We start from the raw sequence: 24,095 nt of genomic DNA on the forward strand, positions 1-24,095 counted from the left end.
ATAAAAAGAAGGCTTGAGCCGTATGATGGGAAACTGTCACGTACGGTTCTTAGGGGAGTTAGGGGCAGTGATGCCCCTCGCTTACCCGACTTAACCTCACGTGTATATGATATTAGTTAATAATTCCCTCTTTTTTTTAAATAAAATGACAAAAATTATTCTAACAATTTTAAACTAGAATTTGGATTTAATGTAGATTTAGGAACATCATTTAATTTAGAAATATCAATCGAATCAATAAATGACAATACTATGTATTGACAATAATTCGAAAGAGATAATTCATTTATATTTGCTAATAATTTTAATTTTTCACACTGTTTTTCATCTATTATCAATTTAATTTGATTTAATTTATTCATTTCAACACATCCATATAAGTATTTTTTCCGTAGGGTATATCATATGCATGCTCCCCTAGAAATTGCTAATTTTTTATAATAAAACCCAAAAAGAATCCTATAATAGGATTCTTTTTGGGTTACTGGTAAAGATTTGAGTGTCGGGGCTCAAATCCAATAAGATAACTTCTGAGTCAAAAAATTAAAAAGGAAAAATAAAATTCTTTTTCAATCCGTGGATCAGGTTCAAAATAAATCTGAACAGGAATATGATGTCGTATTTCTCTTTACATTCTATCAGATAAAGAAAAAATATATCCTATGATTTTTACCTTTAGAAAAGGAATTTTATCTAATTCTTTTTTTGAAAAATGATATTTTTTATACAAGGATTACTTAACTTCACTTTTAAAACTTTGCATGTAATTTTTCTGAATTCCCCTTATTTTTTGGTGTGGGTGCAAGGGCTCGAGTGAAGATAAGCGAGGGGATAGCCCCTTTTAGTGTCATTAAAATATTGTATAAGAGGCATTTCATGAACAGTTAATCAAGGTGGTTCTGCAGGTACAATAGCTTGTCCAAGTCGTACTACCTAAATCTTCGTTTTTGGTATCTTCGGCTTGTCGACATGCCTATACCTGCCGAATTTCGGAATGCAATGAAGAAAAGCTTTTTTGATTATAAAAGAGAGTAAATCAAACAAAAAAGTAGGACAAACCTATTTATATCAATGATTTCAGGCATTTTAGGCACTTAACTTTTTTAAGTGGTTACTTTATTAACACTTCATTTACAAATCGTAAAGAATCAAAAGCACCTTATTTAAAGGCACAATTTAATAAACTTTTTCTATTTCTATATGATATTATTTGTTTTGTCTTGAAACTATTTCCTATAGATAAAAGACCGCTGTTCTTTCACTTCATACTTGTAGAAATCAAAAAGCTGCAAAAGAGCCCGTAATCGAAAAAAGATTTCGGGTTCTTTTGTGTAGAAACATAAAAAACTTGTATAGAATTTCCTTGTTTTTGGGTGTGGATGCTGGCTGGGGGTTTTGGGAAGAACTTAACGTAACTGAATATGGAATAAGTTTGTTCCTTGCGGAACTTTTAGCCTTTAATAATAGTAATAGGTATCGCGTTATGCTTTGTATCTCTGTAGTTCTTTATATTTGCTACAAACGACCATTCATTACCGTTTAATTTCGTAAAATAGTCATTTTCTTCTCCCCTGTTCCCTCTGCGACACCTCATATTTAGAAAATTATATTCAGCTTCTTCCCAGCTTCCTGTATTTTATTAATTCCACTAATTCTTTATATTCGTCCTTTATAATTGCCTTACCTCGAAAGGCTGTATACATTTCAAATGACACTTTTATCACCCTCTTGAATCCATTATGAATTTAATTAACATATATCCTTAATTACACAATAGAAGGTTTTAAAAATCGTATTACGTTTCCCTTTTCATTAAATTCACTCTCATTGTTACAATTCTTTGAGGTAAGATTAACTATATAACTCTCTGAAATTTTAAAAGTTCTTTCCTCATTAAACATTGTCAAAGGAACTGATACTCCAACATTATTATCTAAATGACTTAGTACCATTACCGGGATAGTTTCTCCTTTTAATAAATCAACATATGAGGTCTTAACTTTATAATAATGACCTTCTAAAAAATGCATTTTTCCGTTTATTAAATCTACTGCAACTCCATTATTACAGTACGCTAAGTTTTGGTTTAAAAAATGAATATCATCCGATACTTTAATAAATCTCATCGTTTTATTATCAAATATATAGTAACCTTCTCTTACTACAAAAAGATTATGCGGATTGATAAACTCTAAAAGGTAATGTGTGATTTCAAAGGTAGTATCTCCCTCAATCATTTCCCTGTATTCTACATAAAGTTTCTCTAACTTTTTAAATGTACTTAGTTTGATCCCCTGATTTGGTCTTGATGCAAGTGTTAAGTCATCTAATACCCATTTAGCCACATATGTTGACGTTGGAATCATTTATAATATACCTCCTTCAAAATTCTATATATAAACATATAATCTCTTTAAATTTAATTAATTAGGTTCTACTTAAAGTATAGGCAGAATCTATTTAATAACTAAGATAATTCTCTAACTTTTTTATATAAAAAACTAATACAATTTGATGGAGATGTTTAGCTATATAGAAATAATTTATCCAGCGTACAATTGGATTTACACTTAAAAAAATGTACAAATTGTTGTTATTATGTCGAGACAAATAAAAACAATACACGGGCAAACATATAGGGATATATGTAGCGATTGTGAATATGTTTTACGTCATTACGTGTGAAATTCTTATTGATGTTACTTTCCATGAGGATAATTTAATCCCTTAATTACTTTATTTTATAAAAACATATTAAAAATATGGTACGTGAAATTTCTACATAACAAATTAGAAGGTATAGTAGATAACCTTCCATTAGAACAAAGTATTGCTTACAGTTATTTTGAAATTTTCGCACCAGAACCAGTTTCTGTCTTTTAGCTCTAGACCGTCTTCAATTGATTTAAGTGACATATCTAGTAAGCCCATAGCAGTATCCATTGTAAATTTTACATCTTTATACTTTTCGTCATGCTTTAATTTCTTAACTTTTTCAGATGTTTCAAGTAAGTCTTTAGAAGCTAAATCATATTCTTTCTTCTTCTCTTCTACTGACTTTTGGCTTACTAATATGTTACTTACAACCTTAGACTGTTCAGAAATATCTTTCATCAAGTAGGCTAAGTTTTCTTTATAGTCTTCTTTCTTATTTTACTCAATAGAAACTTTACTGTCCTTCCGTACATAAGTACACCAATGGGAACGCGATTAATATATGTCTCTTTACTAAGAGAAAAAACCTTGATACCAGCTGTATCAAGGTTTTTTGTTTGCACTTCTCACAATTTTACTATTCAATCTTAGACATATCTTATTCTTCTATGTCTCTTATTCCATTTATTGTAATACCGAATTGTTCGAAACCATATAATACACCACCTAAAGCCGCGTCGCCCTTTTCTACATCTCCTTCGTCTAGAGCTGTAAACAAGTCGCCTAATGCCCGTAGGAATGTCTTATTAGCATCTATAAATTCAATTTTAAAATAACTGTACTTTTCAGGCGGTTTAAGGCCTACTAACTTCTCTGCCTCCCCTTTCACTATATTAAACTGTGCTTTTAATTCGTCTTTATTTGTTCGTAGTGTTTCATCTTTTTCAACTATTGGTTTCGTAGCTTTTACCGCATCTATGAACTTATTAGCCTGTATTTCTACTTTTTCTTGATACTCTTTCATACTGTTAGGCTTCGTAGCATCAGATACATTGTCTTTCTCTTTACTTACTTCTTCTTTCTTCTCTACCTGAACTTCCTTTTTACTTGTTTCTTCCTTCTTTGTCTCCGCTTCTTTTTGTTTCTCTAACTTTTCTTTTTCTTCGTGTATTTTATCTACGTCTTTAATTACAGTAGCTATTGGGTCCTTATTTGTTGTTCCAGACTCGCTATCACTTGCTGTAGAGTCATTATTTGTTCCATTATCTTTATCTTTTTCCTTGCCTGTTTCCTTATTTGATTCCGTATCTGTTTTCTTATAATCTGCTACTTTTACACTATCCTCTTTTTTCTCTTCCGCTACGTCCTTACTTGCACAACCTACACCACTCATCAACATAACTGGCAGTGCAACTGCTAATAACTTACGCTTCATTGTAATTTACCCCTTTGTTTCGTGATTGTTGTTTCTTTTCTTCCAACTCTTTCTTTTTTTTTCTCGTTCATTTCATCTACGAAAATCGTTTTTTAACCTTGAGAGTTTGTCTATAACGAAGTAGCATCTATCATAATGTATACTTCTTTTTAAAAGTGTTGTAATTTATTAACATATGAAACCATATCATAAATTATATAAATAAGATATACAAATTTTTTTATCTTTAAGAGAAATTTAGTAAAAAAATTGGTAAAGTACGTATCTTTCATTTCTTTACACAGTGTGTAGGCATCGGTATATGTTTTACCCAAATTTTCCTTATTTAAAAAACGAGTCCCTTTATTAAATTTTGATTTTCATCAAGAAACAAGTCATACTTATAATTACATCACAATATAAAAAATTAATATTATAAATTCTACAATTTGAAACTAAATATAGAAAGAGTTGGTATTAAACCATACTAACAGAGCTCCCTACAATCCTTACGAAACACGGAAAACAATTAAAAATATCGTTTACGAACATTGAACAAATACCAGACGAGGGATTCCTAAAATTCGATATGAAGTTTCATGATAATCTCAACAATGGTAGCACTGGAACTACAGCATGCCATATTACAGAATATCACTCTGAAAAATTCCTGGAAGTTAAAATTAAAAGTGTAGATTCAACTCCTATTGAACAAGGTACTGGGACATGTATGATATATTCCTTTTACAGATGGCTATACTTTAGCTATCCTGGTTACGAATTCCATTTTAATGGACTGCTTAATACTGCATTTAAATATGAATATTTAGAAGCCTTTTACACAAAAGTTGGCTTCACAGTTAAAGACGGTTCTTTTCATCAAATTGTTCCAAAAGAAAAATTCACTGAATTCTGCTTAAATGTCGAAACGAGAATTTCAGACATATCTTCCACTTTCATAACAAAACAAACGGCTTCCTATAAGGATGCAATTAATCAATCACATGGAAAGTTACTTGAGCTTAATAAGCATTTTGAGGAAATGTCGGCGATAACGTTTATCAAGCATCGTTATTTTTAAGCCCTTCTAAAACGATTATAAAAAATCGAATTCGTGCCAACACCAATAAAAAAATATCAACTATCATGGCAGAGGAAAAAGCAATTCGGATACTTGAAATAGCGAAAAACTCCTATCCAGCCGTTTCTCAAAATGATGTCCTGTGCGATCAGCTCAAAGTATACGCAAGGCGTTATCAAGAACTTATTCACCAAAAGGAATGTTGCATTAACAAGATGGTACATATAGCTGAACAACGTGCAGAATATGGTATCATTCTGAGCCTCCCTGGAATTGGACCAAATACGGCTGTACGCTTAATGGCTGAAATGGGGTTTTGCGAATAACAAGCAATTGAATGCATACGCCGGTATTGATATACGTCTCTTTCAATCAGGTAAAACGTTTTATAAAGATAAAATTAATAAACGTGGAAATAAACATTTACGAAAATTACTTTTCCTAATTATCCAAAACATGATTAAACAACGGCGTTACGGGCGAAATCATATTATAGAGTACTACGATAAATTAAAAACGCAACCCTATAACAAATGTCATAAAGTTGCGTCCATTGCGTGTGTAAATAAGTTATTGAAGCTTCTCTTTCACCTTATTACACATGATATACACTATGATTATCGGTTAACGGCCTAACGTCATAGTTTCATCCATCATATCATATCTCCTCCCCTAGTAAAAAAACGACTTCATATTAGGGGTATTTAGTATGCATTATAATGGATACATGTGTGGTATGAACTTTGTGATATTCAATTCTTCAAAAATCTAAAAATATAGGTTGACTAATCGTAAGAAAAAAAGTTCTGATTGATACTGACTCTTTTTTGAGTTTTTACAAAAGTAAACTTTTAAACACATAATTACATTTCTATTATTTATTTTACCACTTGCACAGATACTGGTTTCCACCCCTGATTCTCTACCCAATCAATATCAACCTTATATTTTTTATTACTTTGCTTATCTCGTACATTACCGTAGGCTTTATTATTACCATTATTCCCAATAAAATCGAAAATCAATTGGCTCTCTGGAACATCAACAGCATAAGAAATTGCTTTTTTCATCTCACTCCAATCTACTGTTCCTTCTTTAAATTTCATTTCAGGTTTTGCTCCTTGCTCTGTACCAATTGGCTTCCAAGAAGGATTAGTTTGAGAACCTTTTTCTTGAGATGCCATTTTTTCTCCCTCTTTATTTTCATTTCCGTTCGTTTTTACCGATTTTTCTGCTTTTTGTTTCCCTTCTATCTGTGCTGCTTCTTTCTCTTCACGTTTCTTCTCTTCTAACTGCGCTGCTTCTTTCTCTTCACGTTTCTTCTCTTCTAACTGCGCTGCTTCTTTCTCTTCACGTTTCTTCTCTTCTAACTGTATTGCTTCTTTCTCTTCACGTTTCTTCTCTTCTATCTTTGTTGCTTTCTTTTCTTGGGCAATTGCTTTCTTTGATGTATCAGAAGGGGAAAACAACTGGTATGTCACTATACCAACTGTCACTAATACCAAAGTAAATGCAATATTAAAAATCGCCTTTTGACGACGATTTTGTTGTTTTTCTTGAAACCTGCTTACTTGTCCCATTTTTCAAACCTCCGAGTTTATTTTCTCCTCTAATCTTTATGCATTATCCCTATAATTCTTAATGTTTTTATTAAATAATGGAAATGAACTACAATTCCCATACAAGGTTTCATATCATAATAAAATTTGTGTTGTTTCAAGCATCTGACATATGTTATTCAAAAATAGTTTAATACATTAAAAATTGATAAGCATCTGTACGTAAGAAACCTTCAATTTTATTCAAACGTGATTCCAATTACGTCCACATTAGATTTCCTGTAGAAAGCTTTTTAACAATTAAGCCCCTTCTTCCCTTATTTATAATTTTCAAATTAAATTGCCCTCTATGGTATAATGAAGATGTGTTGTTTTCTAATGGGGTATGTCGTAAAATCAAAAGGGATTTTATCTCTTTTACCTTTTTTTCAGAGTAACTTTCACCACTAGGAAACTCTATTATTCCTAATGTAATCTTTAATTCGCTTTCATCAAAAATCCAATCCTTATTAAGTTCCCTTATCTTTTGTATAAAGCTTCTTTTGGTTTTTCCTATATAGATCAATGTTTCATTCTTAGCATATACTCTAGAGATTGCAAATATCCCCTTCTTAAAAGCTTCTTCTCTATTATAAAAATCATTTAAACTATACAATCCATACCATTTAATATGTACTGTTTCTATTAACTTCACCTCATTTTTAGATAATATTATAATTTCTGAATGTTCAAATTATTATGGATACATAGCCTTGATTACTTGAATTATAAATAGTGCTTTTCAATAATACATTTTATTATTACTAATTTCAATAATGAATATGTACATATCATCATGAATTTCCTATCATTTGTTTCGTCAAGTAAGGCTCATAATTCTCTTCGATAATTTTATCGTTCTGTGGTGGAAGAAGCCCATCGCCATCAACTTAAAATTTTATAATGCCCCCAATATGAAAAATACGCTATTCTTTTTGTAGAATCATAGGAAATGGTGGCGTATTTTTCTTTTTGTTTTGCTAACCTGATGTTGATGTAACGTAACCTTAAGTGTTTAGAAATTTAAAAAAGTCCCTTAATAATGTTAAAGAGACCTTGCTCACACAAATGATCTGTAAATCAATTCATCTTTGATATACAGATCATTTGTATGATAATTTTTATAAATAATTGCTAAATAGTGAATTTACATAAATGCTTTTAGAAGTTCTTGAACTAATGGGATTGCTCCACCTATAAATTTTAAAACTGCCATTGCGATTTCCATATTATTTTCTCCTCTTTTTTCGTATTAAGATGTGGTGAATCTTTATACCTTCATTGCAGTAAACGCTTACATATGTAGCGATACATTTTTGTATGCAATATTGCATATTTATACGTTTAGACAAAAATTAGACCTCTATTAATCATTCTTTAATGGTACCATAGCTAGGTGGGAGTCTTTAAGGGTTCTCCTTAATAGGAGGAAATATGGAAAGAGTGCAAGCGATTGACAGTAATCTAAAACTTAAGAGTTGGGTTAAACAGGTATTAGCTGTAGGAGTAATGATAGGGTTCTGTTACTTGGTGTTATATGTTTTCTGTTTCTTAGTTGCTATGTAAATATTATACAACTAAACTTGTAGAGTCTTACCTAAAGAGGTAAGGCTCTTTTGTTGTGTATCTGAGATGAACAAACTACATACAATACCTCTTAGGTTTGTCAGATTACTCTGTATGGTGCATTGTTTTTCTAGATTCTAGAACACTAACTCCTATCATTGAAAGTAAATAAACTTCTATTTAAAGTTTCCATTTATATTGAAAACACAATTGTATTAATAAAAAATGTGTTTTTACTAGATACATATTAAAAAGGCAAGCATAAGTTATATTACGTTTTTATTAAAATCTTTTTATCTTTGAAAAGGATTTAAATCTTAATAATAGATTTGAGTCCTTTTTGTATATTATAATCCCTATATTGTCATATTTATATAATATACTAAAAAAAACTAAAAAGCAAGAATACTAGTAGGGTTCCGCCAGCATTTCGGAAAAAATACAATAAGCTGCCCATATGGACAGCTTATTTACATAATTTTCGATATGGGCAGTAAATTTAAGTTGTTTTTAAAGTAGGTATACCTAGTACAAATTCTTGAATTGCGCCCGTTTGTTGAAGATTAATTTTCATTATACTTTTTGTACTGAGTCCAATGCTTTTTTTAATTCGTCTGGTTTTTGAGTGCCGATTACCACTGTGTTATATTTCAACTTTAACTCTATACCTTTCTGTCCATTCATGTTATAGGCTTTTTCACCCTTAAGGTTAAAACGAATTCCCCATCCCCCAAATCGTTTTAGTGGACTGTAAGTAATGCATTCATAGTGATGTATATTTTTGAAAGGGTACTGCTTATATTGAAAATGAAAAGGAACAAAACGAACATAAAGACCTTTTTCACGGACCTCAATGATCAGTTTCAATACTCCAAGCATTAATACAGGAAAGGCAATCCCGAAAAACAACCACAAAACAATTAATACACCATTGGGAGCTGGTTTATCTCCAAACGGGGTATCAAGAATAATTTGTTGAATGAATCCATACCACATCAGTATGGCGATCCCTAATATGAGTATCCATACCCAAATTGGGGATCGCTGAACCTCACGAAAGATAACGTGTTCTTGTTGTTTCATTAATGATTGTCACCTCCTAAATGGTTTATTTTTTCTCACTAATTTTAAGCTGTTTTGCATTTCCGAAAAATGTGCTCCCAATTATAAATATAACGGAAGAAAGATACATTGTTATCCCTGAATATTCATTATCAAATATTGTAGTATTAAGTAAATTAATAAACATCATCAATATAAGTGACATGTACAATCCATTAATATATTTCACTTATGCCCCTCCCTTGCTTTTTTCTTTCATCTCTTTTTTCGGCAACTTCTATGTAATAACTAGTGGTTTCTAAAGGCATTATTTAGAATCTCCTTTTTCCCTATTTTACCATTTAAAAGAAGTGATATGTTGGTTGATTTTGGTTGTATATTGTATACATACTCAGTTAGCATAACGTCTCATTATCGTCACAGCACTTTTGACTATTCCAATAAAAAAATAATCATTTACACTTTAAAAGAAAATTTGTATTATGTGATTGTTAAAAAACGGAATTTAAGGAGTGGTTAAAATGAAAAAAAGAATTCTTATTCCGGTAATGAGTATAGGGTTTTTAGTTTTTAGTGCATTTTATAGTCCTGTGCAGAATACAGTTTCCGCTCAAATTAACAATGAAAAATCATCCATAAATGAAAGTGAGTTTTGGCTTTATGATGGGGATGCTATAAGATACTACCCTTATTTTAATACTTTTATTGGGATTGCTGATGTAAGTTCATCTAATGAACAAGAACCAAGTCGTGTAGTATTTGAGTTTTATAATTTAATAGGTGATCTATCATATGTCACAAGTGCCACTATCCCTAATCATAAGCATTCAGCTTTCCAACCATTTTCAGCTCCTATACATTCTCTAGAAGAAGCTAACTATTCCGTAAAGGTCAAAGTTATAAATGCAAAGGTAGATCCAAATAAAGTTAAATTTGCTCATATAGAATAATACGTGTGTGTACATGTACACAGAAGGAGCCTCTATTTATTAGAAGCTCCTTCTATTTATCTTATATTTTCTGTAACTTACTTTGCGTTTTAGGTTACTATTGCTCTCTCTACCCCTAAAAAATAGGTACAAGTTGTCTTTTTAAACTATGAAATTAACGATAAATAAAAATCCATGTGAGGTTAACATAACGCACAATTATTGGTAGCAATACAAAGACGAATCCTTACTCTCAGGAGGCATCCTCTTTTTTATTTTCTATAACTCTATTCAGCCTTTTATACATTCCTATCCTGACATTGGTTTAAGGGGTCTCGTTTGTTACTGAATTAGCCAAAAATCTGTATAAAATCTTGCATACTCTTAACCTGGGGGTTTTCTAAAGTCCTGACGGTACCCCTCACATAAAATCTCCTTTAAATTAAAAATTGCCGTGTTACAAATAAAAAGGATCCGATATGAGTATCGGATCCTTTTTCACTTAGTATACTTATTTCACTGCCTCTTTTAATTCTTTTCCAGCTTTAAATGCAGGTGCCTTTGAAGCAGCAATTTGCATTTCTTCACCTGTCTGCGGGTTACGACCTGTTCGTGCAGATCTTTCACGTACTTCAAATGTACCGAATCCAAGAACCTGTACTTTCTCTTCATTTGCAAGAGCAGTTGTTATAGCGTCTAATACAGCTTGTGTCGCTGCTGCTGCATCCTTTTGTGTAAGTTCTGCTTTATCCGCTACTACTTTTGTTAATTCTGTTTTATTCATTTTCTGCACCTCTTTATATGTAATTAAGGACTATTATAACGTTCCAATACTCCTGGTGCAATTTATAAAATATAAAATGGGCCCTAACAGGAGCTAGGAGTTGTAAATTGACTAGTAATATTTCTAAAAAAATACAGCTATAATAGAAAGAAAATTCGGCGTTATTATAATGATGAACTGCATAGGTACATTATTTTATTTGTGAACTACTCGCCACTTAGCAAAGCTTGAAGTGGGAGCTTCTCAGTTCCACGACGAAAGCAACCTTTCGTCTCCCTGAGCGTTACTTCGGGGTGTTCCACCCCTAGATGTCCAACGATTGGATGCTCTCTGAGTACGGTTGATATTTTACGCAGGAACCGAATGGCTTAGTTTTCGCACTCTATTTTCTTCCTGCAACCTCCTATATCAAGTTATCAAAGAACTTCATATAGCTAGTTTATCAAAAGTTTTTGGCTATGCCAAACCGAAATTCATCTCCCACCTACCGTTGGGCTAGCACCCTTCACACGCTCGAGGAAGGAGAATTCTTTCGGTAAATTCGTTAAAATTTAACTTAAGGTGGGATTGTATGTGAATGGAGATAAAAAACTGAAAAAACCAGTGGTAAGTTTTATTTTATTAACCAATATTATTTTTTGGCCATTGTTTCTTCTTGTAGGAGTCATAAAGTTATTGGAGTTTCCAGTTTGGATTTTTGATGTAATGCTATGCATATCATCTTGGTCTTCCACCTTTGCTTTTGTGTTGCTATTTAAGAAACTCTATCCTGCGCAGAGTTTTATTCAATTCGTAAAAGATAGATTTAAAAATAAAATTAGTTTACTTATAACTCTTACTGTAAGTACGATTCAAGTAATTATATTTTTGACGATGTTGTTTCTCGTGTCGATTAACAGTGAAGCAGACTCAATTTTTAATAGAACTTCATCGGGTGTCTTAATTTACTACCTTGTTAAAACTATCGTGTCCGGACCTCTAGGAGAAGAATTAGGTTGGAGAGGTTTTGCACTAATGGAACTTCAAAAAAAATATTCACCATTAAAATCTTCAATAATTATCGGTTTCTGGTGGGGAATGTGGCATTTGCCTATATGGTTTACTACAGGTTTTACAGGCATTAATTTAATTAAATATATTTTATTTTTTATGATTGCAATTATATCTACTACAATACTCATGACAACATTTTATAATTTGAATCGAAATTTAATTATTCCAATGATTATCCACTTTTTCTTTAATTTTTTTATAGGCATAATAAATGGACAATTAATTGAATTAATTATGTATAATGCCATTTTTTATTTAATAGTTGCGGTTTTAATTATAGTTATAAATCCAAAGAAAGTGTTATACGGGAATAAAGTCACAAAATATGCTAATGGAGATCGTGATTTGATTTAGTTATAGTTTTTACAGTTTTCTCGTGTACGTTCTATACAAGATTTGTAGACATAGCCTCTCATTATCGATAGCAAGGAAAAAGCGAAATCCATTATAAATGAGATTTCGCTTTTTCTCTTTCTATGATTCTATGCATCTTTTAATACATTCCTATCATGGCGTGGATTTTAGGATTCTCGTTTGTTATTCTTGATATTGCTGTTCCACCACATTTGGTAGTTCCTCAAAAACTAGTCTTTTAAAAATGTTAATAATGCTTCATTAAATTCTTTTGCATGGGTGGCGTTTAATCCATGAGGACCACCTTTTATAAGAGTGAGTTTACTACCAGGAATGGAATCGTATGTGCGTTTTCCACTTAACTCAAAAGGTACAGTTGCATCAGAGTCACCGTGAATAATAAGAGTAGGTATATTAAACTTTTCCAAGTCTTTTCTAAAATCTGTCTTACTAAAGGCGGTAATACAATCAAGCGTTCCTTTAGGCGATGCACTGGCTGCAATATCCCAATTATATAAACGGAATGGCTCACTAACTAAATCTGTTCGATTACCAGCTGCGAAAAATCCCTTAGTAAATTCGTCAAGAAATGCAAGGCGGTCATTTATCACGCCACTTTTAAATTCTTCAATTGCTGCATCATCTAATGCCCCTTCAGGATGATCCTCTGATTTGTATAAATATGGAGGAACTGCTCCAGCAAAAACAGCCTTTTCAATACGATCTGTTCCATATGTACTAATGTACCGAGCTACCTCACCCCCGCCCATAGAAAAACCAACAAGTGTGACATTTTGAAGATCTAAATGTTCTATTAGTTGATGTAAATCAGAAGCAAAGGTATCATATTCATATCCTTCCCACGGCTGAGATGACTTTCCAAAGCCTCGACGATCATATGTTATAACTCTGTATCCAGCCTCAACAAGAGCGGGAACTTGGTATTCCCAAGATCGACCACTTAACGGCCAACCATGAATTAGTACAACTGGTTTTCCAATACCATGATCCTCATAATATATCTCAATTGGTGCTTGATTTTCGGTTCCTACAGTAATTTTTGTCATTCTTCTACCTCCAAAAAATATTCTAATAAATATCCTTCTCTTCAATAATCCGGATGGGATGAATCTCGTAACCTATTTATGCACGTTTATGTTGTGAATTCTAAGCATGAAACTCTATTATTCCGATGAATTCATTTTCTGTTTTTGTAGCAATTCCCCATCTAATACCTTTTTTATCATGAAATAATTGCTGAACATTCCTCATATTCAATTCTAATAGCAAAAATAGGTAACTATCAATATTGTTCTATCTATAGAATGTATAGGTAAAACCAATCAATTTTATGGTAAAAATAACTATAGTTACCATCTATACAAATTATAGATAATTTAGAATTGATTAATGAACTAGTTTTCAAATACTATAAATTTGTATAGCGCTTCATGTTCTGTGAATGCTGCTATAACTAATATTAACGGTCAGTTTAGTTATAGACTAATCGTAACAAACGAAGAAATTTATGATAATATTCCACTGTTTAAACTTTCTTCGATTACTTAATTTTTAGGAGGAATACATAATGGCTGATCTCTATTCTCGTATTAACAAAGATGATGCTGTCGTTCTTTTAGTAGATCATCAAACTGGTCTTATGTCCGGACTAGTACGTGACTATGGTGTTGATGAATTCAAGAACAATGTTTTAGCTCTTGCTCAAACTGCTAAGTTTTTTGATTTACCAGTTATTTTAACAACAAGCTTTGAACACGGACCTAACGGACCTTTAATGCAAGAATTAGTTGACCTCTTTCCTCACGCACCAAAAATAGCTCGACCTGGACAAATTAACGCATGGGATAATGATGATTTTGTAAAAGCAATCGAAGAAACCGGAAAAAAACAACTTATCATTGCGGGCGTAGTTACAGATGTTTGCGTTGCTTTCCCCGCACTTTCCGCTATAAAAGCTGGGTATGAAGTATTTGCTGTTACTGATGCTTCAGGAACTTTCAGTAAACAAGTTGCAGATGCTGCCAATACGCGTATGGCACATAGTGGCGTACAACTTATGAACTGGTTTAGCGTAGCGTGCGAATTACAACGCGATTGGCGCAACGATGTCGAAGGTTTTGGCAATTTGCTTGCTAGTAATCTTCCGGGTTATCAAAATATTATTGGAAGCTATAGGGGCGCTCAGCGAGATCTTAGTAAACAAAATGCATAAATATATTCAAAAAAAAATAGCTATAAATCACTTTTTTTAAAGTGGATTGTATAAATTTAGCGCTGATTAAATCAGCGCTCTCTTTTAAATTATAAAGTATAGCAAAGCTTTTATTTTTACGATCACAGTTAAAATTAACAGAAAATATATTTCTTTCAAAAAAACTAAATTTAAAACAATTAAAAAAAGGAGCGTTTTATTATGAGTAATTTAGAATTGTTAAATCCGGAAAACAGTGCATTAATTTTGATTGATTTTCAGCCTCAAATGACTTTTGGAGTTGCAAGCATTGACAGACAAACTTTGATTAATAACGTTATGCTGCTTGCTAAATCAGCAAAAACTTTTAACGTACCTACTATTCTTACTACAGTTGAAACACGCAGCTTTTCTGGTTATTTTTGGCCACAAATTCTTGATATATTCCCAAACCATGAAATTATTGAACGTAGTTCAATGAACTCTTGGGAAGATTCAAAATTTGTTGAGGCAGTTAAAGCAACAGGTAGAAAGAAATTGATATTTGCAGCACTTTGGACTGAAGTTTGCCTTGCATTCCCTGTGCTTGAAGCAATTAAAGCTGGCTATGAAGTTTATGCGGTTGATGATGCTTCAGGTGGTACTAGTTTGACAGCACATAACGCTGCTATGCGTCGTGTAGAACAAGCTGGTGCAATTCCAGTGACAGCAATTCAAGTTTTACTTGAATACCAACGTGACTGGGCACGCAAAGACACTTATGATGCTGTTATGGAAATTGTAAAAGAACACACTGGCGCTTATGGTCAAGGCGTAGAATATGCATATACTATGGTACATGGCGCGCTTCCAAGCAGAAAATTATGAACCAAGAAAGAGTGACTGTCGGAGAGACTCATATTGAGAACACGATGGATGCTAGCGGTTCAGTAACAACGATTGTTACATGGAAAATTCAAGAAGGTAGAGAAAAACAGTTTGAAACATGGAGACATGAAATCGAAGCTGCCGCTACTAAATTCCCAGGGCATTTAGGCGTAAATCTAATAGTACCCAATAACGAATCCAGAGAGTATACTGTTATTTTTCGCTTTGATACGTATGAGCATCTACGTGCTTGGCAAGAATCAGATATTCGTCGAGATTTGTTAAAAAAGGCAGAACAATTCCAAGCTACTAATCCAACTTACAAAACTGAAAGCAGTTTGGCTTATTGGTTTGTTACTCCGAAAACACCAGTTCCACCGCTAAAATGGAAAATGTCTATTGTTACGGTTCTTGGTGTATGGCCCCTTAGCATGTTAGTTCCTAAAGTAATAGGACCTATTATAAAACATATGAATCCTATTATGTCAGCTTTTTTTGTTTCTGTATGTATAGTGTCCTTGCTATCATGGGTAGTCATGCCGATTTACGGTAAAATATTTCATCCATGGTTACAAAATAATAGGAAGTAGACGAGGTGTGAATATGAATTTGCCGGATATGATCTTATATAACGGAAAAATTACTACCCTTGATCCCTCTCAACCTGAGGTATCTGCTATCGCCATAACTGATGGTTTAGTCACAGCAGTAGGTGGAGATGAGCTTCTTGATAGTGCCACAGAAAAAACAAAAAAAATAGACCTTAAAAGAAAGAGAGCTATTCCGGGCTTGAATGACTCTCATATACACGTTATTCGTGGAGGTCTTCATTATAATATGGAATTGCGCTGGGAAGGTGTGCCATCACTTGCTATTGCTCTGGAAATGCTCAAAGAGCAGGCAAGGCGTACACCTGCTCCTCAGTGGGTAAGAGTAGTTGGAGGTTGGTCTGAATTTCAATTTAAAGAGAGACGGATGCCAACTTTGGAAGAGATTAATGCCGTTTCTGAAGACACGCCTGTCTTTGTGCTACATCTTTATGATAGAGCACTTGTAAATCGTGCTGGGCTGCGTGCACTGGGATACACAAAAGATACCCCAGATCCTCCGGGCTGTTTAATTGAGCGGGATAAACGAGGTAATCCAACTGGTCTTTTAATTGCTAATCCTAACGCTTCTATTCTTTATTCAAGTTTGGGAAGAGCTCCAGTACTTAATTTTGACGATCAGATTAACTCAACCCGTCATTTTATGCGCGAATTAAATAGATTAGGTATCACAAGTGCCATTGATGCAGGTGGCGGATTCCAAAATTATCCTGATGATTACAAAGTTGTTGAACATTTAGCTGAGAACAATCAATTAACTTTGCGTATTGCGTATAATCTATTTACGCAAAATCCAAATCATGAATATGAAGACTTTGCTTCATGGGCAAAAATTGTTTCTCCAGGTCAAGGAAATGATAAGTATAAAATGAATGGTGCCGGAGAAATGTTAGTATTCTCGGCAGCCGATTTTGAAAAATTTCAGATGCCGCGGCCCGAACTAGCTACGATGATGGAAGCAGACTTAAAGAAAGTAATTTCTCTATTGGTGGAAAACCGTTGGCCATTCCGCTTACATGCAACTTATGACGAGTCAATAACACGTTTCTTAAATGTATTTGAGGAAGTCAACAGTGAAATTCCTTTTAATGGTCTACGCTGGTGGTTTGACCACGCAGAAACAATCTCGGATCGTAGTATGGAACGTGTTAAGGCTTTAAATGGCGGTATTGCCATCCAAGACCGCATGGCTTTCCAAGGTGAATACTTTGTTGATTTATACGGAAAAGAAGCTGCAAAGCGTACTCCCCCGATTTATCGTATGCTAGACCTGGGTATACCTGTTGGCGCCGGTAGTGATGCAACCAGGGTTTCTAGCTATAACCCTTGGGTTGCTCTTTACTGGATGGTTGCCGGAAAAACCATTGGTGGTCTTTCGATATACGATGATAAGAATAAACTTGACAGAAAAGTAGCCCTAGAACTATATTCCAAAGGAAGTGCATGGTTCTCTGGTGACGAAGGTAAAAAGGGAACCCTTGCAGTAGGTCAATTTGCTGATATTGCTGTATTGTCCTCTGACTACTTTACTGTGCCAGAAGAAGAAATCAAAAACCTTGAATCATTACTCACCATTATGGGTGGGCAGGTTGTTTATGGAAATGATGAATTTAAAAATTTATCACCTGAATTGCCGCCAGCATCACCTGATTGGGCACCGACGGGAGTTTATGGTTATGGTGGTGCTAACCTAGCCCACAATATACTTTCTCACGACGCCAATGGTCACAAGTTACATAGTTGCAGTAATCCTCTACATCAACACACTCATACCGTAATAGGAAAAGATGGAACTAAATGGGGTATTGGTTGTACTTGCTTTGCTTTCTAAGTCAGAACCACCGGTATAATGCCGGTGGTTTTCTTTCTACAATAAGGGTTTGGGGCCGAAGACGGACCCAAATAGTAATGGTATTAAGATCATAATGTTGACACTCCCACCCCTAAAGGGGCAAGCTGACTAACGTCAGTGGGATTCTTGCTACCAAAGGTGAAGTCCGTTTCTGGTATCGCTGACGTGCAAGATTGCGGTGTGCCATCGCCACTCCCACAACAGACCATATAGGTTCGTGGGCTACGGTACTGTGACCATACCGTACAGATTGTTGGTTCTCAAATGTTTTTACGTCTTTTGCATGACGACTTAATACATTTTACGGAGTAGAAGAATTTGCTACCCCAACCTCATATGTATTCTGTTTTTAGAGAACAGTCGTTTTAGAGTCTTTTGCATGACTATGAAAAAATATACCATGTTTTGCTATGCAAAAACGATGCTTGCATCCCACATCTAAAGACGGACTAAAGTCCTGCGTGGGCTTTCCCGTATCGTAAATTCTGTAATGTATATCCCTAACGGAATCTATTACTATGCGGTAAGACAGAAGAGTTCATTGATTAACTTGACTTGTTTTTTGACAGACTTCTCTCCTTGCAAAGTCTATCCTTTTCCCTTAAATAAAAGTCAATGGTATTCCCTTTTGAATCGACTACACCACACATATAAATCCACTGCCCTTTGACTTTAATATAAGTCTCATCCCAAGACTTAAAGATTACTTTCAATTTTTACACTAGAATCATTATTATTTCTATTATACTGATACTTTTTCAAGATCATTTAACTTCTGCATAAAGATACGTGCTGAAAAACTTAAAAATTTATCATCAAAGTGAATAAGATTAATATCTTGACTTGGTATTGGATCAGTAATACGAACTACGCTTAAGGTATCTTTATTAACAAAGTCAACCAGTGAAAGAGGTATTATGGCAACCCCATATCCATTGTATACAAGGCTCAATAGAGAAATAGAAGATTTTGTTTCTATATTTGCTTCAGATAAAGATAACCCTAAACTTTCACAATATATCTTAATCGATTCACGACAACTACATGAAACCATTACTTTACCCATCCCTGCTAATTCTCGAAAAGAAACAAATGACTTTTCATGCAAATGATGATTTTTTGGAATTACAAGGACGAGATCTTCGCTATACAAATGGGTGCTTGTTAATGTGTCTGGAATTTGAGCACTACGTGTGATCCCTATATCAATATTTTTGTCAACGATTTGATTTACAGCAACTTCTGATTCTATAATTTTTACTACGATGTTGGGATAACGTTGTTGAAACTTCATAATATAAGGCGTTAAATAAGTGAGATCTTCTAATAAACCTCCTATAGTAATCACACCTCTTTTCACACCCTTTAATTCAAAAATTTCGTTATAAACCTCATCAAATTGTTGCATGATAAATTTCCCTTTATCAAATAGCAATTTACCTGCTTCTGTAATTTTGATGCCTCTTCCAACTCGATGAAATAAAGGTGTATCAAGTTCACCTTCTAACACACGTATTTGTTGACTTAAAGTCGGCTGTGAAATACCTAGAACTTCCGCAGCTTTAGTAAAACTACCACTATTACAAACTTGAATAAAATACTCTAAATGACGTAATTCCATTCTTGATACCCACTCTCCGCTTTATGAAAGATTCACATTTAAAAGAACAATTTGTATGCGTTATTATAACAACTATCTTTCCTGTTTATACTAATTGTAATTCCATTATTTCTTCATTATGGCTTCTCATAAATGTACTACCATTTATTGATTTTTTCCTCCTATTTATTTAATTTATATTTAATTTATATTTAATTAGGATATTACTAATTCGAGATATATTTCTAAAAATTATAGTTCTTGTGCATAATATCCTAATTTCTTCAACTGTTCGATTATCATTTTTTTCTCAATATAGTCCAAACCACCAAATATTTGCCGAATTGCCTCTTTATGCTGAGGGAAAATAGTATCCATCAATTCAATACCTTCTGAAGTAATTGACGCATACGTGACACGGCGGTCTTTAGGACATGGCTTTCGTATTAAGAACCTCTTCTTTTCCAACTTATCCACTACATACGTGATACTACTACTTGCAAGTAATATTTTGTCTCCAATTTTTTGTATAGGCTGATCGCCTTTACTGTACAGTAGCTCAAGCACTGCAAATTCAGTTGGATTAAGTCCATAACTTTTTATATCTTCTTCGATTCGCTTAGTGATTGACTGTGCTGCCCTTGATAATATAACAAATAACTTTAAAGATAAGCTCTCATCGTTAATTACGCTCATAATTACCAATCCTTTACAAGTTATCTTGAATTCGAGATTTATTATATTATCGTCAAAATATTATGTCAATAATCCATTTTAGTTTTATCAAACCACTTATAATTTATTTCTCAACATGAGACATATGGAATCGTAAGAGAATAATTGTTAAAATATAAGCATCTCAATTGCGTTATTTTTTTTAAAGAGGGCTTGTTTTCTAACGCAAGCTCTCTTTTGTCATAGTCTAAATGGAATTCGGACACATTTTACATGGTGAGTTTTGTCCTCCTTTAGCGATAGGGACAAAAAATCAAACTTCAAAATAACCGCCATTAATCTATAAAACTCGGACATACCAATGAATAAGCATTCAAACGAATCTGGACTGCTAAAATTAAATTATAAAACTATTTCTCTGTAGAAAAATAAAGAAGGGCTATGATCGGAAAAGCGATTCCTATCCATAATGCTAGACTCCATCCACCTAAGGCGTATGCCCATCCTCCAATAGAGGATCCAACAGCACCTCCCAAAAAGAACATAGCCATAAATAATCCATTTAATCGACTTCGAATTTCTGGTCCCAACGAGAAAATTAAACGTTGACTAAGCACAAGGTTTGCAGATACTCCCATGTCCAACAGAATTGCAGCAATTACTAAAACAGCTATTCCAAAGGGCGAGCTACTTTGAATAAGAAGTGGTAGTAATAAAGAAATAATAACAACAGTAAGAGCTATTCCAGTGGCGGGTCGTGTCCAGCCAAGATCAGCTAAACGACCACCTATTGGAGCAGCTATTGCACCTGTAATTCCGACAAGTGCATATAATGCTATGGCAGTCTGGGAAAAATGAAAAGCAGGACTAGACAATAATAATGGAACAGTGGTCCAAAATAAGCTGAAAGCCCCAAAAACACAAGCATGATAAATTGCACGACGGCGTAAAATTGGAGTAGTTCGTAGTAGTTGCCACATTGAACTAAGTAAGGCGGTATAATTTGTTTTTGCCGTTGGTTTCCTAGTAGGAAGTACTTTCGATAATACAAACGCCAAGACAATAATTACAGTAGCAGATAAAGCAAATATTGCATTCCATCCCCAGATATCAGCTACTAGACTAGATATCGGACGCGCAAGCATAATACCTAATAACAGGCCACTCATGACATTACCAACTACACGACCGCGTGCATCTTCCGATGAAAGGTATGATACAAAAGGTACGAGCACTTGCGCTGCGACCGACCCCAGTCCGATAAAGAATGAAGCTACTAACAACAAGATTGCGCTCTTTACAAAAACTGTGGCAATTAGAGCAACTGCACTTAGAAATAACAATATAATTATCAATTTTCTATTCTCAACAATATCCCCTAAAGGTACAAGAAATAGTAAACCAACAACATATCCAATCTGAGTTAGCGTTACAATTAATCCAGCGCTACTATTAGAAAGCCCAATTACATTACTAATTACCCCAATTAAAGGCTGGGCATAATAAAGATTAGCCACAATAATACCACATGCAGTTGCTAGAAGAATAATTAAACCCGATGAAATCTCCTTATCAATTGCTTTATTTTTAAAATTAGACATATCTATTTCCTCCCATACTTTTATTTCAAAATTACTGAATCACCTTGGCAAGAACTACTGCACTACCTTTGTTCATTGTTCTAAATTGAGCCTGAACTACTTTCCGTTCTTCTTTCAAAAGATTCAATTTCCCCACTTTTTTATTCCCCTTTTCTAAATATTTTTTGGTAATTCACTTTGTGAATTTGGGAACCTGTTTAAAGGTCTTACCATTCTAAGATGCTAGGCAATTAATAAACTGAACGTTTAGTTTATTAATTACCTAGAATATATACTAAACGTTCAGTTTTGTAAATAGGCTATTTTATTATTCGTTCATATTAAGTATACTAAACGTATAGTTTATGTTCTTGAAAGGAATGATTAATGTGCAAGGTAAAAGAGGTCGACCACGTAATATCGAAACCCAAAAGGCTATCCTTTCTGCATCCTATGAGTTATTACTGGAAAGTGGCTTTAAAGCAGTCACAGTTGATAAAATTGCAGACCGTGCTAAAGTTAGTAAAGCTACGATTTATAAATGGTGGCCAAATAAGGCTGCTGTGGTAATGGATGGTTTTCTTTCTGCTGCTGCTGCCAGATTGCCTGTACCTGACACAGGTTCAGCATTGACTGATATCTTAACTCACGCCACAAGTTTAGCCAGTTTTTTAATAAGTCGAGAAGGCACTATTATTACTGAGTTAGTTGGCGAAGGGCAATTTGATTCGAAACTAGCAGAGGAATATCGTGCTCGATATTTCCAACCACGTCGCCTGCAAGCAAAGCAACTTCTGGAGAAGGGAATTAAAAGAGGCGAATTAAAAGAAAACCTCGATGTTGACTTAAGCATCGATCTCATTTACGGACCAATTTTCTATCGGTTGCTAGTAACTGGTGAAAAGTTGGATGATTCCTATGTGCATGACTTGGTAATAAATGCATTCGAAGGAATACGATTGAAGTGATTAATATTCAAACAAGTGTTTAGAACTCCCACTCCCTCCTATGCGGATGTAACTTAAATTGACTTGATAAATAAAGTATTTCATGTTTTTAAACTGATGTATATATGGAGTGGTCCCCTATATACATCAGTTTAAGAATTAATAATTAATATGTAATTTCTATATAACAAAGAAAAAAGCACCCTGAAACAGGGCACTTCACTTTTACCCAATGACTAATATTAGCAGTTGGGTACAATGTTGTTCCTCCAATTGAAACCTTTATTTCATTTGTTAATGGAACATTTTGTTCATTAATAATTGCTCTCCACCATTCCCATACAAGAGCAATTTGAACGAAGACATCTTGTTATTCAAAGTCTTGCACTTCTTCAATTTCACAATTGATATTAGGTATATTACCTACTTTGTCAGTGCCAATAATTTCTTTCGTTTAAACATTTTTCAGAACAGTTGCGTTAGGTATGCTGTTAAGACGTTCTTATAATACAGCGTCAGCTTTTAATCTTTATAAACGTTATCGTCTATTGCGCTAACTTTATGAGGAATATCTTTCTCCATTAATTTTGGATATTGGGATATTTGTGTTTTTATATCTGCATCTAGTATTATTTTGATTAAAATCCTTAGATTTTCCCTACAAGGTCAAGGCTTGGTTTAAGTGTTGCGGAACCCTCTTTCCATTTAGCTGGACAAACTTCACCTGGGTTGTTACGTACATATTGAGCTGCTTTAATTTTGTTAACAAGGATGCTTGCATCACGGCCGATACCGTCTGCATTGATTTCCATAGACTGGATAACACCATCTGGATCGATGATAAATGTACCACGAGCAGCAAGACCTTCTTCTTCAATTAAAACATTGAAGTTACTAGTGATTGTACGAGTTGGATCACCAATCATAATGTATTCGATTTTGCCAATGGTTTCTGAGTTATCATGCCAAGCTTTATGTGTAAAGTGAGTGTCTGTAGATACAGAGTATACTTCAACTCCTAATTCTTTTAGAGTTGCATATTGGTTTTGTAAGTCTTCAAGTTCAGTTGGACAAACGAATGTGAAGTCTGCTGGATAGAAGCAAACTACACTCCACTTACCTTTTAAATTTTCCTCAGTAACCTCTATAAATTTACCATTATGGTACGCCTCTGCTTTAAACGGTTTAACTTCTGTCCCAATTAATAACATAATAAAATTCCTCCTAATAGTTTTTTTGATAAACCTATATATATTTG

General features: G+C 33.8%; 21 protein-coding genes and 6 pseudogenes. 9 read left to right on the forward strand and 18 right to left on the reverse strand.

The annotated features are described in order from the left end of the window. Positions 1 to 155: 155 nt before the first annotated feature. The 5 genes and pseudogenes from ACQKNR_RS24485 to ACQKNR_RS24505 all read right to left on the reverse strand — a co-directional run bounded on the left by ACQKNR_RS24485 (position 156) and on the right by ACQKNR_RS24505 (position 4,090). Positions 156 to 362 carry a hypothetical protein gene (locus tag ACQKNR_RS24485; protein WP_427321426.1) on the reverse strand — a complete coding sequence of 69 codons (207 nt, stop codon included), beginning with the start codon at positions 360 to 362 and terminating at the stop codon, positions 156 to 158. Between the two features lie 1,088 nt (positions 363 to 1,450). Continuing rightward, a pseudogene (locus tag ACQKNR_RS24490) lies at positions 1,451 to 1,703 on the reverse strand (hypothetical protein). A gap of 63 nt (positions 1,704 to 1,766) precedes the next feature. Then, positions 1,767 to 2,366, reverse strand: a complete 600-nt coding sequence (locus ACQKNR_RS24495; protein WP_427321428.1) for a hypothetical protein — start codon at positions 2,364 to 2,366, stop codon at positions 1,767 to 1,769. A 505-nt stretch (positions 2,367 to 2,871) separates the two neighbouring features. Next, positions 2,872 to 3,162 (reverse strand): annotated as a pseudogene (locus ACQKNR_RS24500) (tungsten formylmethanofuran dehydrogenase); the annotation flags it as partial. A gap of 151 nt (positions 3,163 to 3,313) precedes the next feature. Beyond that, positions 3,314 to 4,090 (reverse strand): hypothetical protein, encoded by a 777-nt coding sequence (locus tag ACQKNR_RS24505; protein WP_427321430.1) that lies wholly within the window; start codon positions 4,088 to 4,090, stop codon positions 3,314 to 3,316. A gap of 568 nt (positions 4,091 to 4,658) precedes the next feature. Between ACQKNR_RS24505 and ACQKNR_RS24510 the strand changes: the two genes are divergently transcribed. Together ACQKNR_RS24510 and ACQKNR_RS24515 are read left to right on the forward strand one after the other, a co-directional pair. Then, on the forward strand, positions 4,659 to 5,150 hold the full coding sequence (locus ACQKNR_RS24510; RefSeq protein ID WP_427321432.1) for a GNAT family N-acetyltransferase: 492 nt from the start codon (positions 4,659 to 4,661) through the stop codon (positions 5,148 to 5,150). Then, positions 5,147 to 5,786, forward strand: a pseudogene (locus ACQKNR_RS24515) (transposase); the annotation flags it as partial. The gene ACQKNR_RS24510 and the pseudogene ACQKNR_RS24515, both read left to right, overlap by 4 nt. A gap of 242 nt (positions 5,787 to 6,028) precedes the next feature. On the opposite strand, the gene ACQKNR_RS24520 reads toward ACQKNR_RS24515, so the two are convergent. From ACQKNR_RS24520 to ACQKNR_RS24540, 5 genes and pseudogenes are all read right to left on the reverse strand, one after another. After that, positions 6,029 to 6,730 (reverse strand): YrrS family protein, encoded by a 702-nt coding sequence (locus tag ACQKNR_RS24520; protein WP_427321434.1) that lies wholly within the window; start codon positions 6,728 to 6,730, stop codon positions 6,029 to 6,031. Positions 6,731 to 6,968: 238 nt separating this feature from the next. Continuing rightward, positions 6,969 to 7,403 (reverse strand): sodium:proton symporter, encoded by a 435-nt coding sequence (locus ACQKNR_RS24525; protein WP_427321436.1) that lies wholly within the window; start codon positions 7,401 to 7,403, stop codon positions 6,969 to 6,971. Positions 7,404 to 7,895: 492 nt separating this feature from the next. Further along, positions 7,896 to 8,082 (reverse strand): annotated as a pseudogene (locus tag ACQKNR_RS24530) (hypothetical protein). A gap of 805 nt (positions 8,083 to 8,887) precedes the next feature. Then, on the reverse strand, positions 8,888 to 9,397 hold the full coding sequence (locus tag ACQKNR_RS24535) for a DUF6141 family protein (protein WP_427321438.1): 510 nt from the start codon (positions 9,395 to 9,397) through the stop codon (positions 8,888 to 8,890). A gap of 25 nt (positions 9,398 to 9,422) precedes the next feature. Continuing rightward, positions 9,423 to 9,605 carry a hypothetical protein gene (locus ACQKNR_RS24540; protein WP_427321440.1) on the reverse strand — a complete coding sequence of 61 codons (183 nt, stop codon included), beginning with the start codon at positions 9,603 to 9,605 and terminating at the stop codon, positions 9,423 to 9,425. Positions 9,606 to 9,897: 292 nt separating this feature from the next. On the opposite strand from ACQKNR_RS24540, the gene ACQKNR_RS24545 reads away from it, so the two are divergent. Continuing rightward, entirely contained in the window at positions 9,898 to 10,326 is a 429-nt protein-coding gene (locus tag ACQKNR_RS24545) for a hypothetical protein (RefSeq protein WP_427321442.1), read from the forward strand. A gap of 490 nt (positions 10,327 to 10,816) precedes the next feature. Here the strand turns inward: ACQKNR_RS24545 and ACQKNR_RS24550 are convergent, their stop codons facing one another. After that, positions 10,817 to 11,089, reverse strand: coding sequence for an HU family DNA-binding protein (locus ACQKNR_RS24550; protein ID WP_427321444.1), 273 nt, complete (start codon positions 11,087 to 11,089; stop codon positions 10,817 to 10,819). 573 nt (positions 11,090 to 11,662) lie between these two features. Between ACQKNR_RS24550 and ACQKNR_RS24555 the strand changes: the two genes are divergently transcribed. Further along, the gene (locus ACQKNR_RS24555; RefSeq protein ID WP_427321446.1) at positions 11,663 to 12,496 is read left to right on the forward strand and encodes a CPBP family intramembrane glutamic endopeptidase; all 834 of its coding nucleotides are present in this window, start codon (positions 11,663 to 11,665) and stop codon (positions 12,494 to 12,496) included. 230 nt (positions 12,497 to 12,726) lie between these two features. On the opposite strand, the gene ACQKNR_RS24560 is transcribed toward ACQKNR_RS24555, so the two are convergent. Continuing rightward, complete coding sequence (locus ACQKNR_RS24560; RefSeq protein WP_427321448.1) at positions 12,727 to 13,563, reverse strand: alpha/beta fold hydrolase; 837 nt, start codon at positions 13,561 to 13,563, stop codon at positions 12,727 to 12,729. Between the two features lie 521 nt (positions 13,564 to 14,084). On the opposite strand from ACQKNR_RS24560, the gene ycaC reads away from it, so the two are divergent. The 4 genes from ycaC (at position 14,085) to ACQKNR_RS24580 (ending at position 18,014) form a co-directional block, all read left to right on the forward strand. Beyond that, positions 14,085 to 14,729 carry an isochorismate family cysteine hydrolase YcaC gene (ycaC, locus tag ACQKNR_RS24565; RefSeq protein WP_427321450.1) on the forward strand — a complete coding sequence of 215 codons (645 nt, stop codon included), beginning with the start codon at positions 14,085 to 14,087 and terminating at the stop codon, positions 14,727 to 14,729. 201 nt (positions 14,730 to 14,930) lie between these two features. Beyond that, positions 14,931 to 15,575 (forward strand): hydrolase, encoded by a 645-nt coding sequence (locus ACQKNR_RS24570; protein ID WP_090948329.1) that lies wholly within the window; start codon positions 14,931 to 14,933, stop codon positions 15,573 to 15,575. Then, positions 15,572 to 16,165, forward strand: coding sequence for an antibiotic biosynthesis monooxygenase (locus ACQKNR_RS24575; RefSeq protein WP_427321452.1), 594 nt, complete (start codon positions 15,572 to 15,574; stop codon positions 16,163 to 16,165). The genes ACQKNR_RS24570 and ACQKNR_RS24575 overlap by 4 nt, the downstream gene beginning before the upstream one ends. 13 nt (positions 16,166 to 16,178) lie before the next feature. Then, positions 16,179 to 18,014 carry an amidohydrolase gene (locus ACQKNR_RS24580; RefSeq protein WP_427321454.1) on the forward strand — a complete coding sequence of 612 codons (1,836 nt, stop codon included), beginning with the start codon at positions 16,179 to 16,181 and terminating at the stop codon, positions 18,012 to 18,014. 623 nt (positions 18,015 to 18,637) lie between these two features. On the opposite strand, the pseudogene ACQKNR_RS24585 reads toward ACQKNR_RS24580, so the two are convergent. The 4 genes and pseudogenes from ACQKNR_RS24585 to ACQKNR_RS24600 form a co-directional block, all read right to left on the reverse strand. After that, a pseudogene (locus ACQKNR_RS24585) lies at positions 18,638 to 18,748 on the reverse strand (DDE-type integrase/transposase/recombinase); the annotation flags it as partial. Positions 18,749 to 18,777: 29 nt separating this feature from the next. Next, positions 18,778 to 19,656: a LysR family transcriptional regulator gene (locus tag ACQKNR_RS24590; protein WP_427321456.1), complete on the reverse strand. Its 879-nt coding sequence runs from the start codon at positions 19,654 to 19,656 to the stop codon at positions 18,778 to 18,780. A 231-nt stretch (positions 19,657 to 19,887) separates the two neighbouring features. Then, complete coding sequence (locus ACQKNR_RS24595; protein WP_427321458.1) at positions 19,888 to 20,331, reverse strand: MarR family winged helix-turn-helix transcriptional regulator; 444 nt, start codon at positions 20,329 to 20,331, stop codon at positions 19,888 to 19,890. A 389-nt stretch (positions 20,332 to 20,720) separates the two neighbouring features. Next, positions 20,721 to 21,911: an MFS transporter gene (locus ACQKNR_RS24600; protein WP_427321460.1), complete on the reverse strand. Its 1,191-nt coding sequence runs from the start codon at positions 21,909 to 21,911 to the stop codon at positions 20,721 to 20,723. A gap of 359 nt (positions 21,912 to 22,270) precedes the next feature. On the opposite strand from ACQKNR_RS24600, the gene ACQKNR_RS24605 reads away from it, so the two are divergent. Beyond that, positions 22,271 to 22,858, forward strand: a complete 588-nt coding sequence (locus ACQKNR_RS24605; protein ID WP_141528961.1) for a TetR/AcrR family transcriptional regulator — start codon at positions 22,271 to 22,273, stop codon at positions 22,856 to 22,858. 211 nt (positions 22,859 to 23,069) lie between these two features. Here ACQKNR_RS24605 and ACQKNR_RS24610 read toward each other — a convergent pair. Both ACQKNR_RS24610 and ahpC read right to left on the reverse strand, forming a co-directional pair. Next, a pseudogene (locus ACQKNR_RS24610) lies at positions 23,070 to 23,183 on the reverse strand (thiol-activated cytolysin C-terminal domain-containing protein); the annotation flags it as partial. A gap of 301 nt (positions 23,184 to 23,484) precedes the next feature. Further along, entirely contained in the window at positions 23,485 to 24,048 is a 564-nt protein-coding gene (gene ahpC / locus ACQKNR_RS24615) for an alkyl hydroperoxide reductase subunit C (RefSeq protein WP_063221386.1), read from the reverse strand. Between the last annotated feature and the right edge of the window lie 47 nt (positions 24,049 to 24,095).

The sequence above is a fragment of the Bacillus sp. NPDC094077 genome, assembly GCF_050279465.1.
Classification (GTDB): domain Bacteria; phylum Bacillota; class Bacilli; order Bacillales; family Bacillaceae_G; genus Bacillus_A.